The sequence below is a fragment of the Streptomyces sp. NPDC090083 genome (assembly GCF_044747445.1).
Classification (GTDB): Bacteria; Actinomycetota; Actinomycetes; order Streptomycetales; family Streptomycetaceae; genus Streptomyces.
Genome location: NZ_JBIVED010000001.1, coordinates 1348402 through 1363823, shown reverse-complemented (window position 1 = coordinate 1363823; position 15422 = coordinate 1348402). Strand labels below are relative to the sequence as shown.

General features: G+C 70.5%; 12 protein-coding genes. 8 read left to right on the top strand and 4 right to left on the bottom strand.

Annotated features, from left to right (window positions below; translation table 11 throughout):
* Positions 1-36: 36 nt before the first annotated feature.
* The gene (gene miaB, locus ACIPTO_RS05525; RefSeq protein ID WP_401189603.1) at positions 37-1554 is read left to right on the top strand and encodes a tRNA (N6-isopentenyl adenosine(37)-C2)-methylthiotransferase MiaB; all 1518 of its coding nucleotides are present in this window, start codon (positions 37-39) and stop codon (positions 1552-1554) included.
* Between the two features lie 109 nt (positions 1555-1663).
* Positions 1664-2389, top strand: coding sequence for a class III extradiol dioxygenase subunit B-like domain-containing protein (locus tag ACIPTO_RS05520; RefSeq protein WP_401189601.1), 726 nt, complete (start codon positions 1664-1666; stop codon positions 2387-2389).
* A 157-nt stretch (positions 2390-2546) separates the two neighbouring features.
* Here the strand turns inward: ACIPTO_RS05520 and ACIPTO_RS05515 are convergent, their stop codons facing one another.
* Both ACIPTO_RS05515 and ACIPTO_RS05510 read right to left on the bottom strand, forming a co-directional pair.
* Positions 2547-2867: an antitoxin gene (locus tag ACIPTO_RS05515; protein WP_401189599.1), complete on the bottom strand. Its 321-nt coding sequence runs from the start codon at positions 2865-2867 to the stop codon at positions 2547-2549.
* A gap of 24 nt (positions 2868-2891) precedes the next feature.
* On the bottom strand, positions 2892-3179 hold the full coding sequence (locus tag ACIPTO_RS05510; protein WP_366312637.1) for a hypothetical protein: 288 nt from the start codon (positions 3177-3179) through the stop codon (positions 2892-2894).
* 183 nt (positions 3180-3362) lie between these two features.
* On the opposite strand from ACIPTO_RS05510, the gene miaA reads away from it, so the two are divergent.
* The 6 genes from miaA to hflX all read left to right on the top strand — a co-directional run bounded on the left by miaA (position 3363) and on the right by hflX (position 11762).
* Positions 3363-4301 (top strand): tRNA (adenosine(37)-N6)-dimethylallyltransferase MiaA, encoded by a 939-nt coding sequence (gene miaA, locus ACIPTO_RS05505; RefSeq protein WP_401189598.1) that lies wholly within the window; start codon positions 3363-3365, stop codon positions 4299-4301.
* 108 nt (positions 4302-4409) lie between these two features.
* A complete protein-coding gene (locus ACIPTO_RS05500; protein WP_366312633.1) occupies positions 4410-4910 on the top strand; it encodes a hypothetical protein in 501 nt (166 codons plus the stop codon).
* 69 nt (positions 4911-4979) lie between these two features.
* Positions 4980-5849 carry a diaminopimelate epimerase gene (gene dapF, locus ACIPTO_RS05495; protein ID WP_401189596.1) on the top strand — a complete coding sequence of 290 codons (870 nt, stop codon included), beginning with the start codon at positions 4980-4982 and terminating at the stop codon, positions 5847-5849.
* 285 nt (positions 5850-6134) lie between these two features.
* Positions 6135-8279, top strand: coding sequence for a RelA/SpoT family protein (locus tag ACIPTO_RS05490; RefSeq protein ID WP_401189595.1), 2145 nt, complete (start codon positions 6135-6137; stop codon positions 8277-8279).
* 197 nt (positions 8280-8476) lie between these two features.
* Positions 8477-10024: a M1 family metallopeptidase gene (locus ACIPTO_RS05485; protein ID WP_401189593.1), complete on the top strand. Its 1548-nt coding sequence runs from the start codon at positions 8477-8479 to the stop codon at positions 10022-10024.
* 244 nt (positions 10025-10268) lie between these two features.
* Positions 10269-11762, top strand: a complete 1494-nt coding sequence (gene hflX / locus ACIPTO_RS05480) for a GTPase HflX (RefSeq protein ID WP_401189591.1) — start codon at positions 10269-10271, stop codon at positions 11760-11762.
* A gap of 257 nt (positions 11763-12019) precedes the next feature.
* Here hflX and ACIPTO_RS05475 read toward each other — a convergent pair whose 3' ends face one another.
* Together ACIPTO_RS05475 and ACIPTO_RS05470 are read right to left on the bottom strand one after the other, a co-directional pair.
* Positions 12020-13225: a trypsin-like serine peptidase gene (locus ACIPTO_RS05475; protein WP_401189590.1), complete on the bottom strand. Its 1206-nt coding sequence runs from the start codon at positions 13223-13225 to the stop codon at positions 12020-12022.
* 282 nt (positions 13226-13507) lie between these two features.
* Positions 13508-14737 carry a trypsin-like serine peptidase gene (locus ACIPTO_RS05470; RefSeq protein ID WP_401189588.1) on the bottom strand — a complete coding sequence of 410 codons (1230 nt, stop codon included), beginning with the start codon at positions 14735-14737 and terminating at the stop codon, positions 13508-13510.
* Positions 14738-15422: the final 685 nt, after the last annotated feature.

Below are 15422 nucleotides of genomic sequence, written 5' to 3'. Positions count from 1 at the left end.
GGAAGAGTCACTCCCGGCACCGCCTACCCTTGTCACATGAGCAGCGGTGACCGGAGCGAGGCAGTGGACGTCAAAACGTACGAAGTGCGCACCTACGGGTGCCAGATGAACGTCCACGATTCCGAGCGCCTTTCCGGCCTCCTGGAGGGCGCAGGTTACGTGCGCGCTCCCGAGGGCTCGGACGGGGACGCGGACGTCGTCGTCTTCAACACCTGCGCCGTCCGCGAGAACGCCGACAACCGGCTCTACGGCAACCTCGGCCGGCTCGCCCCGATGAAGACGAAGCGCCCCGGGATGCAGATCGCCGTCGGCGGCTGCCTCGCTCAGAAAGACCGCGACACCATCGTGAAGAAGGCGCCCTGGGTGGACGTCGTCTTCGGCACGCACAACATCGGCAAGCTGCCGGTCCTCCTGGAACGCGCGCGCGTGCAGGAAGAGGCCCAGGTCGAGATCGCGGAGTCCCTGGAGGCCTTCCCCTCGACGCTGCCGACCCGGCGCGAGAGCGCCTACGCGGCCTGGGTGTCGATCTCCGTCGGCTGCAACAACACGTGCACCTTCTGCATCGTACCGGCCCTGCGCGGCAAGGAGAAGGACCGCCGCACCGGCGACATCCTCGCCGAGATCGAGGCCCTGGTCGGCGAGGGCGTCTCCGAGATCACCTTGCTCGGCCAGAACGTCAACGCGTACGGCTCCGACATCGGCGACCGCGAGGCCTTCAGCAAGCTGCTCCGCGCGTGCGGCGCGATCGAGGGCCTGGAGCGGGTCAGGTTCACCTCCCCGCACCCGCGCGACTTCACCGACGACGTCATCGCCGCGATGGCCGAGACGCCGAACGTCATGCCGCAGCTGCACATGCCCATGCAGTCCGGCTCCGACCCGATCCTCAAGGCCATGCGCCGGTCGTACCGCCAGGAGCGCTACCTGGGGATCATCGACAAGGTCCGCGCGGCCATTCCGCACGCCGCCATCACCACCGACATCATCGTGGGCTTCCCCGGGGAGACCGAGGAGGACTTCGAGCAGACGATGCACGCGGTCCGCGAGGCCCGCTTCGCGCAAGCGTTTACGTTCCAGTACTCCAAGCGGCCCGGCACTCCGGCCGCGACCATGGAGAACCAGATCCCCAAGGAGGTCGTCCAGGCGCGCTACGAGCGTCTCGTCGCCCTCCAGGACGAGATCTCCTGGGACGAGAACAAGAAGCAGGTCGGCCGCACGCTGGAGCTGATGGTCGCCGAGGGCGAGGGCCGCAAGGACGGCGCCACCCACCGCCTCTCCGGGCGCGCCCCCGACAACCGCCTCGTCCACTTCACCAAGCCGGACCAGGAGGTCCGCCCCGGTGACGTGGTGACGGTCGAGATCACCTACGCCGCCCCGCACCACCTCCTCGCCGAAGGCCCCACCCTGGACGTCCGCCGCACGCGCGCGGGTGACGCCTGGGAGAAGCGCAACGCTGCCGAGGCCGCGAAGCCGGCGGGCGTGATGCTGGGCCTGCCGAAGATCGGCGCGCCCGCGCCGCTGGCGGCTGCCACGGGGAGCGGTTGCGGGTGTGACTGAGGTGGCGTCGCCCTGCTGCTGAGTGCCGCTCAGCGTCGCTGGGGGCTGTGGGGCAAACGGTGTGGCTTGTCCGCGTGCCCTGTCTGGGTGCCTTGTTAGGGTTCCGGCCATGCTTGTAGCCGCCGCTGTCTGCCCCTGCCCGCCGCTCCTTGTCCCCGATGTCGCCGCCGGCGCCGCGCCGGAACTCGCCGCCGCGCGGGCCGCGTGCGCCGACGCGCTGGGCGTGCTCGTCGCCGCCCGGCCCGATCGCCTGGTCGTCGTCGGGCCCGCCGAACAGAGCGCGCGCGGGCCGCATCCTGAAGGCACCCGGGGCTCGTTCCGCGGCTTCGGCGTGGACCTCGACGTACGGCTGGGCGGGGACGGGCGGGGAGAGACCGGCGCTGTGCCGGAGCGTCGGCTTCCGCCCTCGCTCGCCGTCGCCGCGTGGCTGCTGGAGCGGACCGGATGGTCCGACGCCCCGATCGAGGGACTCGGCGTAGGGGAACCGCTTGAACCCGAGCGGTGTATTCAGACCGGGAGGAACATCGTCGCCCCGACCGACCGGGTCGCGCTGCTGGTGATGGGTGACGCCAGCGCGTGCCGGACGCTGAAGGCGCCGGGTTACCTCGACGAGCGGGCGGCACCGTTCGACGCGGAGGTCGCGCGGGTGCTGGGCGCGGCGGATGTGGCGGGGGTGAAGGCGCTGGACGCGGAGTTGGCGTACGAACTGAAGGCGTCCGGGCGGGCACCCTGGCAGGTGCTCGCGGGGGCGGCGGAGGGTGCGGGACTGGGCGGTGCGTTGTTGTACGAGGACGCGCCGTACGGGGTCGGGTACGTGGTTGCTGCCTGGTCGTAGCGGGTGGATGGGAACGGGCTGGCGGGGGCCGGCTGGACGTCCGGTGGGCTGAGCGCGTAGGCGGGCCTGACGGGGGCTGGACGGCCCCACCAAAACGACGGACGGCCGAGGAACCCTGGGTTCCTCGGCCGTCCGCCGATCGCCGTGCGGGTGCCGCTCAGGAAGCCGGCGGAGTCGTGCCCGGTGGCGGCTGCGGAGGCGGTGTCGTGCCGCCCGCGTCCGGTCCCGCGCTCCCGGCGTTTCCGGTGTCCGCCGCGCTTCCCGTCTCGTCCTTGTGCGCGAGTCGGTCCATGGCGTCCTTGGCCTTGCCCGTACCCGTCTGGATCTTGTCGCTGTACTTGCCCTTGGTCTTCTCGTCGACCATCTTCGCGGCCTTGTCCAGGCCGCTCTCGATCTTGTCTCCGTGCTGCTGTGCAAGGTCCGAGACCTTGTCCTTCGCCGGGGCGAGCTTGGCCTTCCAGTTGTCCATCAGACCCATGGTTCACCTTCCCACGCGGGGCAGTTACGAGCGGGCGCCTTCACCGGCATCGTTGTCGGCGGCCACCTCGGCGGACTGCTGTTTGGGGATCTCGACGCTGTCGGCAGCGTCCGAGGTCCCGGCGGTCACGACGGCCTCCGTCGCCGTCGTCTCCGCCGCTTCCTCGTCCCCTGCCCCCGCCTCGGTCCCCGACACCTCGTCCGCCGCTTCCGTGGCCGGTGCCTCGGCCGTCTCCGTGCCGGTCACCGCCTCGGCGGTCGACGCCTCCTCCGTAGCCTTCGACCTCCGCAGAATCAGGTCCAAAACGCCCATATCAACTCCATACGTTACTCGTGCGGGCGAAATCCCGCGTGGCCCGGTGCGTCCGTTTGCGTCGCCCGGGTCACCGCCTCCAGAAGCCGGCGGCGGGATACCTCGCAACGGGCAACGACCCCACGCGCGTGCTGTCACGTAACTCGTTCGAGGCGAGGGTCCGACGTTTGCGAGACTGGAAACGTGAGCAGCGCGCACCCCGCCCCCCGAGTCATCGCCGTCGTCGGACCTACCGCGGCCGGAAAGTCCGATCTGGGCGTCTTCCTCGCCCGGCGCCTAGGTGGCGAGGTCGTCAACGCCGACTCCATGCAGCTCTACCGAGGGATGGACATCGGCACCGCCAAGCTGACGCCCGAGGAGCGCGACGGCGTCCCGCACCACCTCCTGGACATCTGGGACGTGACGGTGACCGCGTCCGTCGCCGAGTACCAGCGGCTCGCCCGCGAGCGCATCGACGCCCTGCTCGCCCAGGGCCGCTGGCCGATCCTGGTCGGCGGATCCGGCCTCTACGTGCGCGGCGCGGTCGACAACCTGGAGTTCCCCGGCACCGACCCCGAGGTCCGCGCCCGCCTGGAGGAGGAGCTCGCCCTGCGCGGCTCCGGCGCCCTGCACGCCCGCCTGGCCGCCGCCGACCCGGAGGCCGCGCACGCCATCCTGCCGAGCAACGGCCGCCGTATCGTCCGCGCCCTGGAGGTCATCGAGATCACCGGCAAGCCCTTCACCGCCAACCTCCCCGGCCACGACTCGATCTACGACACCGTCCAGATCGGCGTCGACGTGGCGCGCCCCGAACTCGACGAGCGCATCGCGCGCCGGGTCGACCGGATGTGGAGCGCGGGCCTCGTGGACGAGGTGCGGGAGCTGGAGGCGCACGGGCTGCGCGCGGGGGTCACGGCGTCCCGTGCGCTCGGCTACCAGCAGGTGCTCGCGGCGCTCGCGGGGGAGTGCACGGAGGAGGAGGCGCGCGCGGAGACCGTGCGTGCCACCAAGCGCTTCGCGCGCCGTCAGGATTCGTGGTTCAGGCGCGATCCGCGGGTGCACTGGTTGAGTGGGGCTGCGGCGGATCTCACAGAACTTCCGCACCTGGCACTGGCGTTGGTCGAACGACCGGTCACAGCCTGATCACGTCATGGCATCGGGACGCTCCGGCCGCCGTTCCGGCCTTCGGGGGCGTGCCATCATCGAGCTTCGATCGACCAAGTGGAGTCCGAGTTGGGAGGGCGCGTGGCGATGGAGGCCGGCCCTCGCGAGACCGCAGAAGGTGCTGAGCAGGTCACCGCGGACCGCGGTGAACCGGAAGAGGGCGACGGCAGGCTGAGCCCGGACGGCCCGGACGAGATCCAGGGCGGTGTGACCGCCGACGGTCCCGGGCCCGACGAGATGTTCGCCGGAGCCGAGGTCGAGGTCGAGCTGCGACCGCAGCGCCGTCTGCGCATCTGGCAGCTCGCGCCCATCGTGGCCCTGGCCGCGGTCGGCTCCCTGATGTTCGCCTTCCCGCTCGCCTTCGACTTCGGCGACAGCGGGGCCGTGATCGCCATGCTCGGCCTGCTCATCTGCTCCTGCGCGGCCGGCTGGGGCATGATGGCCGCCCGCCGCGTCGGCTCCACCTGGCCCGGCTTCCCGCAGCGCGGCTCGGGGCGCCGCCCCGACTGGCGGGTCGTCGTCGCGTACGCCCTGGTGGTGGGCGCGGTGGTGGTCCTCGCCGTGTGGCGCGTGGCCAGGCTTCGCTAGGGCCTCTCCGGCAGATCAGGCCGGCATCGGGCGCGTCCGGTTGTCGTAGGCACCCCGTACGATCGAGGAATGAGCACGCGGATCGCCTTTCTCAAGGGGCACGGCACCGAGAACGACTTCGTGATCGTTCCGGACCCCGAGAACGCCATCGACCTCTCCCCGGCCGCCGTGGCCGCCCTGTGCGACCGCCGCGCGGGCATCGGCGGCGACGGACTGCTGCATGTGGTGCGGTCCGCGGCGCACCCCGAGGCGCGCCACATGGCGGCCGAGGCGGAGTGGTTCATGGACTACCGCAACAGCGACGGTTCGATCGCCGAGATGTGCGGCAACGGCACCCGTGTGTTCGCCCGCTATCTCCAGCGCGCCGGTCATGTGGCCGAAGGCGACTTCGCGATCGCCACGCGCGGGGGCGTGAAGCCCATGCACATCGCCAAGAACGGTGACGTCACCACCGGCATGGGCAGGGCCCGCCTCCCCGAAGGGGATGTCAAGGTGAGCGTGGGCGACCGCAGTTGGCCCGCGCGGAACGTGAACATGGGCAACCCGCACGCGGTCGCCTTCGTCGACGACCTCGACCACGCCGGTGACCTGTACGCCCCGCCGCCCTTCAGCCCGGCCGCCGCCTACCCGGACGGGGTCAACGTCGAGTTCGTGGTCGACCGCGGCCCCCGGCACGTCGCCATGCGCGTGCACGAGCGCGGCGCCGGCGAGACCCGCTCGTGCGGCACGGGCGCGTGCGCGGTCGCCGTGGCCACCGCGCGGAGGGACGGAGCCGACCCCGCGGTCACCGGGACGCAGGCGACGTACACCGTCGATGTGCCCGGAGGGACGCTGGTGGTCACCGAGCGGCCCGACGGCGAGATCGAGTTGACCGGTCCCGCGGTGATCGTCGCCGAAGGCGAGATCGATGCCGAGTGGCTGGAAAACGCCATCCGCTGAACGGGTGAAAAGCAGTCCCGTTCGTCCCGGCCGCCTCGATTCCAAGTCTCAGGCGTCCGGTGTGGCTCGAAAGCACGGCTGACCTCGTACGCCGTGGCGCAAAACCGTAAACCTTCCGACCTTCGCTCGAATGGGTGATCCGTTTCACGCTCGGCGAGAGGCGGTCAGTCGCACGTGGTGGGCTCGGTAGCATCAAGCACCGGCCCGGACGGGGGATCGTCACCATCCCCTGAGCCGAGTACGCCATGGGGCACCCGTCCGCCGGTCAAGCAGCCGGAGGTGCCCATGAGTGCGGAGGCCACGAACCCTGCGACCCCAGGCCCTGTGACCAACACAGTGCCCCGCAGGAAGGCCCGCCCCCGGATCGACCTGCGCCGGCTCGGCCGGGCCGCCCTGCTCGGTCCCACCGCGCGCGACCGGCTGCCGGACGCCATCGGCCATGTCGCCGAGGCCCACCGCGCCCACTACCCCGACGCCGACCTCGAACCGCTGCGCCGCGCCTGGGTGCTCGCCGAGTCCTCGCACCGCGGCCAGATGCGCAAGAGCGGTGAGCCGTACATCACACACCCGCTCGCCGTGACCCTGATCCTCGCCGAACTGGGCGCGGAGACCACGACGTTGACGGCCTCCCTGCTCCACGACACCGTCGAGGACACGGAAGTGACGCTCGATCAGGTCGGGGAGGAGTTCGGCGCCGAGGTCCGCTATCTCGTCGACGGCGTCACGAAGCTGGAGAAGGTCGACTACGGCGCCGCCGCCGAGCCGGAGACGTTCCGCAAGATGCTCGTCGCCACCGGCAGCGACGTCCGCGTGATGTCGATCAAACTCGCCGACCGGCTGCACAACATGCGCACCCTGGGCGTGATGCGCCCCGAGAAGCAGGCCCGCATCGCCAAGGTCACCCGGGACGTCCTCATCCCGCTCGCCGAACGGCTCGGCGTCCAGGCGCTCAAGACCGAACTGGAGGACCTGGTCTTCGCGATCCTCCACCCCGAGGAGTACGACCACACCCGCGAGCTGATCGTCGACAACGCCTCCCGCGCGGACGACCCGCTCGCCGAGGTCACCGACGAGGTGCGCGGGGTCCTGCGCGACGCCGGCATCCAGGCCGAAGTCCTCATCCGGCCGCGGCACTTCGTCTCCGTGCACCGCGTCGCCCGCAAACGCGGCCGGCTGCGCGGCGCCGACTTCGGCCGTCTCCTGGTGCTCGTCAACGAGGACGCGGACTGTTACGGCGTCCTCGGCGAGCTGCACACCTGCCTGAAGCCGGTCGTCTCGGAGTTCAAGGACTTCATCGCCGTCCCCAAGTTCAACCTGTACCAGTCGCTGCACACCGCCGTCGCCCACACGGACGGCCAGGTCGTCGAAGTCCTCATCCGCACGCACCAGATGCACAAGGTCGCCGAGGCCGGCGTCATCGCGCTCGGCAATCCCTACGCTGCCCCTCCGGAGGAGCAGCAGGCCGCGAACGACGGCGAGCGCGCCGACCCCACCCGGCCCGGCTGGCTCTCCCGCCTCCTCGACTGGCAGGAGGGCGCGCCCGACCCCGACACCTTCTGGTCGACGCTCCGCGAGGACCTCGCCCAGGACCGCGAGATCACCGTGTTCCGGCCCGACGGCGGCACATTGGGCCTGCCCGATGGCGCGACGTGTGTGGACGCCGCGTACGCGCAGTACGGCGAGGACGCCCACGCCTGCATCGGCGCCCGCGTCAACGGCCGCCTGGCGACCCTCAGCACGGTCCTGAAGGACGGCGACACCGTCCAACTGCTCATGGGCCAGGACCCGGCCTCCGAGCCCTCCAGGGAGTGGCTGGAGCACGCGCACACGCCCGCTGCCCGGATCGCCATCCAGCGCTGGATCGCCGCACATCCGGGAAGCGGCGACGGAGCGGGCGCCGCGGCCGACGAGAGGGCACGGAGCGTCCGTACGGCGCCCCCCGCCTCCGAGGACACCCCGACCCCCTTGGACGCCCCCGCCACGCCCGTGGTCGACCGGCCCGGCGCGACCGTACGGCTGGCCGGCTGCTGTACGCCCGTACCGCCCGACGAGGTCACCGGATTCTCCGTACGCGGCGGGGTCGTGACCGTCCACCGCGTGGGATGCAGCGCGGTGGCGCACATGAAGGGCGTGGGGCGCGCGGAGGTCGGGGTGCGCTGGGGGGACACCACCGAATGCCGGGTCACGCTGGTAGCCGAATCGTTCGGCCGCCCGCATCTGCTCGCCGACCTCACCGAGGCGATCGCCCTGGAGGGCGCGGAGATCGTCTCGGCGACCGTCGAACCCCCCACCCAGCAGCGGGTCCGCCACACCTACACACTCCAACTCCCGGACGCGGCCCACCTCCTGACCCTCATGCGGGCGATGCGCAACGTCCCCGGGGTCTACGACGTGAGCCGCGCGCAGCACCACCAGACGTCGGCCTTCTGAGCGGGGCGCGCACCGCGAAACCGGCCCCCTGGGGTGCGCGCCCGGTTTTCGGCCCTCCTGGAGAGGGGCTTTTGTGATGCGCGCCCAGAGGGGTCATGGGGACACGCCTGCGCTGTGAGGTCTCCGGAACACCCCGTTCGGGTGGACCGGTCGCGAGTCGTCGCCGTACGGCACGCGCGCGCTGGTAGCGGTGGTGCATGCTGCTCACCCCTCGCACCGGCAGGACCGGCAACGGCGTCCCCCGCACCGGCTCCGGCGATCCGGCCCCCCGGCCGCGCACCAGGAACTCCCGACGGCTGAAGGCGGCGCTGCTCGCCTCCGCCGTCTCCGTCTGCCTCGTCGCCGCGAGCGCGCCGCCCACGCCCCTGGGAGTCGGCGACCGCCTCTTCCCGACTCTGGGTAACCCGGGCTACGACGTGGCGTCCTACGACCTCTCGTTCACGTATCCCGGCAGCAACAGCAAGCCGCTCCAGGCCGTCACCACCATCGACGCGTGGACCACCGAGCGGCTGGACCGGATCAATCTCGACTTCGCGCACGGGACGGTCGACTCGGTGGAGGTCGACGGCCGGCCCGCCACGTTCGCCAGCGCCGGTGAGGACCTGGTCGTGACCCCGAAGAGGGCGGTCTCCGAGGGCAGTTGGACGCGGATCACCGTGCGGCACACCAGCGACCCCGTGTCCGCCAAGGGGCAGGACGGCGGCTGGGTGCGTACCAAGGACGGGCTGGCGATGGCCAACCAGGCCGATGCCGCGCACTTGGTGTTCCCGTGCAACGACCACCCCTCCGACAAGGCGATGTTCACCATCCGGGTCACCGCCCCCAACGCCTACACGGCCGTCGCCAACGGACTCCCGGCCGGCGTCGACAAGGCCGGTGGCAACACCACCTGGACGTACCGCACGCAGCACCCCATGGCCACCGAACTCGCCCAGGTGTCCATCGGCCGCTCCGCCGTGCTGCACCGCACCGGACCGCACGACCTCCCGATGCGTGACGTGGTCCCCGCCCAGTACACCAAGCAGCTCGAACCGTGGCTCAAGAAGACCCCCGGCCAGATCGCCTGGATGGAGAGCAAGGTCGGCCGGTACCCCTTCGAGACGTACGGGCTGCTCATGGCCGACGCGTCCACCGGCTTCGAACTCGAGACGCAGACGATCTCCCTCTTCGAGAAGGACCTCTTCACCGAGCCCGCCTACCCGAAGTGGTACGTCGAGTCGATCATGGTCCACGAACTGTCCCACCAGTGGTTCGGCGACAGCGTCAGCCCCCGCACCTGGTCCGACCTGTGGCTCAACGAAGGACACGCCACCTGGTACGAGGAGCTGTACGCCGAGGAGAAGGCGCACCGGCCCATGGAGACCCGCATGAAGGCCGCCTACGAGGCCTCCGACGGCTGGCGCGCCGCCGGCGGACCGCCCGCACTACCCAAGGTGCCCGCGCCCGGCCAGAAGATCGGCATCTTCCGCCCGAACGTCTACGACGGCGCCGCCCTCGTCCTCTACGCCCTCCGCCAGGAGATCGGCCGCCCGGCCTTCGAGCGCCTGGAGCGCAGCTGGGTCCACATCCACCACGACGGCACGGCCACCACGGCAGACTTCGAGCAACTCGCCTCCGCGATCTCCGGCCGCGACCTGAGCGACTTCTTCAAGGCCTGGCTCTACGGCGCGAAGACCCCGCCGATGCCGGGTCACCCGGACTGGAAGTCGCAGGCACCGGTGAAACAGCGCGACGGGAGGCACTGACCGAGAGCGCGAGGCGCTGACCGAGGGTGAGAGGCCCTGCCCGTGGGGGAGTGGCCCTGGCCAAGGGCGAGGGGCGCCGAATAAGGCAGTGACGTGGCGATCCGCGCCGTGCGACCATCGTCAGGTCGGCGGCGCGGGTACCCGGACACACCGGGCAGCCGTCGGGATTCCGGATTCGCCGGGAATCTCCGGAGGCACTCGCACGTTATGACCCTTGCAGGACTCCCATCGACGTAAGGACCCAATGACCTCCTCTTCTTCCCCTTCCCAGGACACTGAGCGCTTCGCGCACGCCTACCCCGAAGGTCTTCGGGCCGATGCCCTGATGGAAGAGGACGTCGCCTGGAGCCACGAGATCGACGGAGAGCGGGACGGCGACCAGTTCGACCGCTCCGAGCGCGCGGCCCTGCGCCGCGTCGCAGGCCTCTCCACCGAGCTCGAGGACGTCACCGAGGTCGAGTACCGGCAGCTCCGCCTGGAGCGCGTCGTCCTCGTAGGCGTGTGGACCACAGGCACAGTCCAGGACGCGGACAACTCGCTCGCCGAGCTGGCCGCCCTCGCGGAGACCGCGGGCGCGCTCGTCCTCGACGGTGTCGTCCAGCGCCGCGACAAGCCCGACGCGGCCACCTACATCGGATCCGGCAAGGCGAACGAACTGCGGGACATTGTCCTGGAGACCGGCGCCGACACCGTCATCTGCGACGGTGAGCTGAGCCCGGGCCAGCTGATCCACCTCGAAGACGTCGTCAAGGTCAAGGTCATCGACCGTACGGCCCTGATCCTCGACATCTTCGCCCAGCACGCCAAGTCCCGAGAGGGCAAGGCGCAGGTCGCGCTCGCGCAGATGCAGTACATGCTGCCGAGGCTCCGAGGCTGGGGTCAGTCCCTGTCCCGTCAGATGGGCGGCGGCTCGGGCGGCGGCCTCGCCACCCGAGGTCCCGGTGAGACCAAGATCGAGACGGACCGGCGTCGTATCCGCGAGAAGATGGCGAAGATGCGCCGGGAGATCGCGGACATGAAGACGGGCCGCGACATCAAGCGCCAGGAGCGCCGTCGCCACAAGGTTCCCTCGGTCGCGATCGCCGGTTACACCAACGCCGGAAAGTCCTCCCTGCTCAACCGCCTCACGGGCGCGGGCGTGCTGGTGGAGAACGCGCTGTTCGCCACCCTCGACCCGACCGTGCGCCGGGCCGAGACCCCGGGCGGACGGCTGTACACGCTGGTCGACACCGTCGGCTTCGTCCGGCACCTGCCGCACCACCTGGTCGAGGCCTTCCGCTCCACCATGGAGGAGGTCGGCGACGCCGACCTGATCCTGCACGTGGTGGACGGTTCGCACCCGGTCCCGGAGGAGCAGCTGGCCGCCGTACGCGAGGTGATCCGGGATGTCGGCGCCACGAAGGTGCCCGAGATCGTCGTGATCAACAAGGCGGACGCGGCGGACCCGCTGACGCTCCAGCGACTGATGCGGAACGAGAAGCGCTCCATCGCGGTCTCGGCCCGCACCGGCCAGGGCATCGACGAGCTGCTCGCGCTCATCGACAACGAACTGCCGCGCCCCTCGGTCGAGATCGAGGCGCTCGTGCCGTACACCCACGGCAAGCTGGTCGCCCGCGCCCACTCCGAGGGCGAGGTGATCTCCGAGGAGCACACCGCGGAGGGCACCCAGCTCAAGGTCCGGGTGCACGAGGAACTCGCGGCGGAACTCGCGCCGTACGTCCCGGCGCCGCTGGCCTGACGGTTTGACGGGTCGCGTCGTGGCGAAAGCCGTCGAGGCGGAAGCGGTGCGGCTGCTGTCGTCGAGACGGCCGTAGCCAAGACCGTGCCTGTAGCTGTAGCTGTAGCTGTAGCTGTGGTCGTGGCTGTCGCGATGGTCGTGGAACAGTTCGAAGGCCCGCCCCCGATTTGCTGCCCGGGGGCGGGCCTTCGGCGTGCACGTGTGGGTCTACGGGTGTGGGCGCGTGGGTCTGTGGGTGGGGCGTGCGGGCGCGGGTGTCACTGACCGCCGTGCGTCCTGCTCATGTTCTCGTAGAGCGATTCGGCGGTGGCGCCGAGTTGGGGGCCCGCGAGCCAGGTGTTGTCGGTCGGGCCGATCGAGGTGTTGGAGACCAGCTCGGTCTTGCCGTTCACCACGCGGAACCAGCCGCCGCCGGACGAACCGCCGGTCATCGTGCAGCCGATGCGGTACATCGTCGGCAGAGCCGTGTCGAGCGACAACCGGCCGGGCCGGTCCAGGCACTTGAACATCTTCAGCCCGCTGTACGGCGGCGCTGCCGGGTAACCCCACGCGCCCATCGAACCGACCTCGGTCGCGGACGGCGCCGAGAAGTCGACGTCGAGCGCGGCGCCGACCGTCTCCTCAAGGGACTTGGAGCCGGACTGCGGCTTCACGTGCAGGATCGCGTAGTCGTACGCGGCACCCGCGCCGCCCGTCTCCGAACCGCCCTGGATCCACTGGTTCGACGTCGACGCCCAGTCCGCCCACCACTCGCCGTAGGGGGCGATCTCCGACGCCGAGGCGTTGCTCAACTGCGAGGCGGACTCGCCGAGATCGTTGTACGAGGGCACGAACGCGATGTTGCGGTACCAGCCGCCGCCCTTGCCCGCGTGGACACAATGACCGGCCGTCCAGACGAGGTTGGACTTGCCGGGGTGGTTGACGTCCTTGACGACCGTCCCGGAGCAGACCATCGAACCCTCGGGGGAGTCGAAGAAGACCTTCCCGACCGGGGCCGCGTTCCGGTGGTACGGCGTCTTCTCGGCCGTGGCCTCGACGGGGGCCGGCTCGGGATCGCTGACGCCCTGGTCGGCGGCGGCGTCCTTCGTCGTGACCGTCTTGTTGGCCTCCTCGGCTGACTTCATCCGCTCGGGCTTCCACAGCCCCTTGATCACCGGATTGACGAAGTCCTTGGCCGAACTGAGCCACTTGTCCTTGTCCCAGTCCTTCCAGCCTCCGTCGGCCCACTTGTCCACGTCGACGCCGTGCTGCTTGAGCTTGTCGGCGACGGACGACGGAATCCGGACCTTGTCCTGCCCGGAGGTCTGGCTGGCGGTGGCGGCGGGCTTGTCGCTCGCGGAGTCGTCGCCGTTGCAGGCGGTCGCGGTGAGCGACAGCACCGCGACGAGACAGGCGGCGGCCAGCCCGGCGCGCCGCCCACGCGAACCGGTCGCGGACGTGCGTATGGAATGCGTGGAATGCATGGTGCGATTACCCCCGTGGAACTGCTGGTCTTCTACCGTCGGTCGACTGCAACCGGTCTTCTGGTACTGGCCTTCTGCGACCGGTCTTCTGCTACCGGTCATCTACAAGTGGACCTCTGCTGGCGGTCTTTACGTCCGGTCGTGTCCCGGTGATCGGGTACCGCTGGGCAGGCCGCGACACCCCACTATGCACGGGGAGTCGGGGACGAACGCCGGTGAGGTGGTGAGGTTCCTGTGAGACACCGTGCCCGCGTCCGTCCCGCGGCCGTTCCCGCCCCGCGCCTACTGCCCGGCGAACTTCTTGCTGACCGAGTCGTACACACCCTTGGCCACATCGCCCAAGCGCGGACCGGCCAGCCAGCCCGAAGTCACCGGGCCGATCGAGGTGTTGGAGACCAGCGCCGGCTTGCCGTCGGAGCCCGTCTCGACCCAGCCGCCGCCGGACGAACCGCCCGTCATCGTGCAGCCGATGCGGTACATCGTCGGGTCCGAGGCGTTGATCGACAGCCGCCCCGGCTTGTCCGTGCACTGGTACAGCGTCGACCCGTCGTACGGCTTCGCCTCCGGGTAACCGGTCGCGGTGATGCTGGACACCTTCGGCACGGCGGGCGCGTCGAAGTTCACCGGCAGCGCCGAACCGACCGTCTCCTCAAGGGACTTGCCCCCGTTGCCCTTCTCCGGCGTCACATGGATCACGGCGTAGTCGTACGACGAACCCTGCCCGCCCGTCTCGCCGCCCTGGTCGATCCACTGCTGCGAGGTCCGCGCCCAGTCCGCCCACCAGACTCCGTACGGAGCGACCTGGTCGCGGGTCGCGGTCTCCAACTGTGCCGCGGAACGGCCCGAGTTGTTGTACGACGGCACGAACGCGATGTTGCGGTACCAGCCGCCCTTCTTGCCCGCGTGCACGCAATGGCCCGCCGTCCACACCAAGTTGGACTTGCCCGGGTGCGCCGGGTCCTCGACGACCGTCGCCGAGCAGACCATCGTGCCTTCGGGGGAGTCGAAGAACACCTTGCCCGCCGTTGCCGCGTTGGCGTGGTACGTGGGCGACACGGCCTTCGCGTTCACCACCGCGGGCGTCGGGTCGGTCACGCCCTGGTCGCCGGAGATGTCGTTGGTGTCGACGCCCTTGTCCGGGTCGTCGGCGTCCCGCATACGGCCTGAACTCCACAGCCCCTTGATGATCGGGTTGATGTAGTCGTCGGCCTCACGCAGCCAGTCGTCCTTGTTCCAGTTCTTCCAGGCGCCGTTCTTCCACTTGTCGATGTCGATCCCGCGCTCTTTGAGCTTGTCCCTGATGTCGTCCGGGATCTTGATCTTGCCGTCGCTGGTGTCACCGCTGTTCGCGGACGCCGTGGACTGCCCATCGGCCTTCGTGTCACTGGAACCGCACGCGGTCACGGTGAGTGCGAGCGTCGAGGCGAGGGCAACGGCGGCCAGCGCGGGGGAGGTTCCGCGCCGCGCGCCCCTCCCACGACGGGCGCTGAAGGACGGCCGTATGGATCGCATGGTGTGACTCCCCCTGGGTGAACGGGCGGTGCGCTTTCGGCGGTGATCTCAGCCGGACCTCATGGCGAGTCCACGCCGAACTCACGACCTTCGGAACGGCACCACACACTATGCGCTCGCTGTGGGCGACTTCCCACGGAACGGCAACGGTTTCGCTACGGCAAGGATCTTGAGGCAACCCGTAACCCGCCGCGCGGTGCGGTGTTGGTAGCGATGGGGGGTTTGCTGCCGATACGCGGGCCGCTGTGTCAGTGGCGACACCGCGCGCGCCGGCTGCGCCGACTGTGTGGGTGGCGATGTGGGGCCTCAACTCGCCGGTGCGCGGCGGCGGGACGGAGGGGGTGGCTTGGATGACTCGGCTCCTTTGTCTGCGGCTGTGTACGGGGCGTGAGGGTGGGCGGGGCCGGTGACGTCGGTGAACTGGCCTCCGTGGTGCGTGGTGCAGGGAGCGCTGAAGGGCGTTTCGGGGGGGATGGACGGCGAGTGGGAGGCATCCGGGCTGCCAGGGGCGGGAGTTGGGGTTCGGGCGGTGGCAGGAGTTGAGGGTCACACGGGGTCAGCACGCTCCGTGGGCTCGCTCGGCGGGTGAGGGGTGCGGGGATGTCCTGGGGTGCGAGGTGGCGCGTGACGGTGGCGGGGGCGCTTGGGGGGCTGGGCTGATGCGGGATGGGGACGGGGATGCGCC

Bases quoted from the DNA above. Each gene is read 5' to 3' on its own strand.
- miaB (WP_401189603.1), top strand. From the start codon at position 37: ATGAGCAGCGGTGACCGGAGCGAGGCAGTGGACGTCAAAACGTACGAA.
- ACIPTO_RS05520 (WP_401189601.1), top strand. From the start codon at position 1,664: ATGCTTGTAGCCGCCGCTGTCTGCCCCTGCCCGCCGCTCCTTGTCCCC.
- ACIPTO_RS05515 (WP_401189599.1), bottom strand. From the start codon at position 2,867: ATGGGTCTGATGGACAACTGGAAGGCCAAGCTCGCCCCGGCGAAGGAC.
- ACIPTO_RS05510 (WP_366312637.1), bottom strand. From the start codon at position 3,179: ATGGGCGTTTTGGACCTGATTCTGCGGAGGTCGAAGGCTACGGAGGAG.
- ACIPTO_RS05500 (WP_366312633.1), top strand. From the start codon at position 4,410: ATGGAGGCCGGCCCTCGCGAGACCGCAGAAGGTGCTGAGCAGGTCACC.
- dapF (WP_401189596.1), top strand. From the start codon at position 4,980: ATGAGCACGCGGATCGCCTTTCTCAAGGGGCACGGCACCGAGAACGAC.
- ACIPTO_RS05490 (WP_401189595.1), top strand. From the start codon at position 6,135: ATGAGTGCGGAGGCCACGAACCCTGCGACCCCAGGCCCTGTGACCAAC.
- ACIPTO_RS05485 (WP_401189593.1), top strand. From the start codon at position 8,477: ATGCTGCTCACCCCTCGCACCGGCAGGACCGGCAACGGCGTCCCCCGC.
- hflX (WP_401189591.1), top strand. From the start codon at position 10,269: ATGACCTCCTCTTCTTCCCCTTCCCAGGACACTGAGCGCTTCGCGCAC.
- ACIPTO_RS05475 (WP_401189590.1), bottom strand. From the start codon at position 13,225: ATGCATTCCACGCATTCCATACGCACGTCCGCGACCGGTTCGCGTGGG.
- ACIPTO_RS05470 (WP_401189588.1), bottom strand. From the start codon at position 14,737: ATGCGATCCATACGGCCGTCCTTCAGCGCCCGTCGTGGGAGGGGCGCG.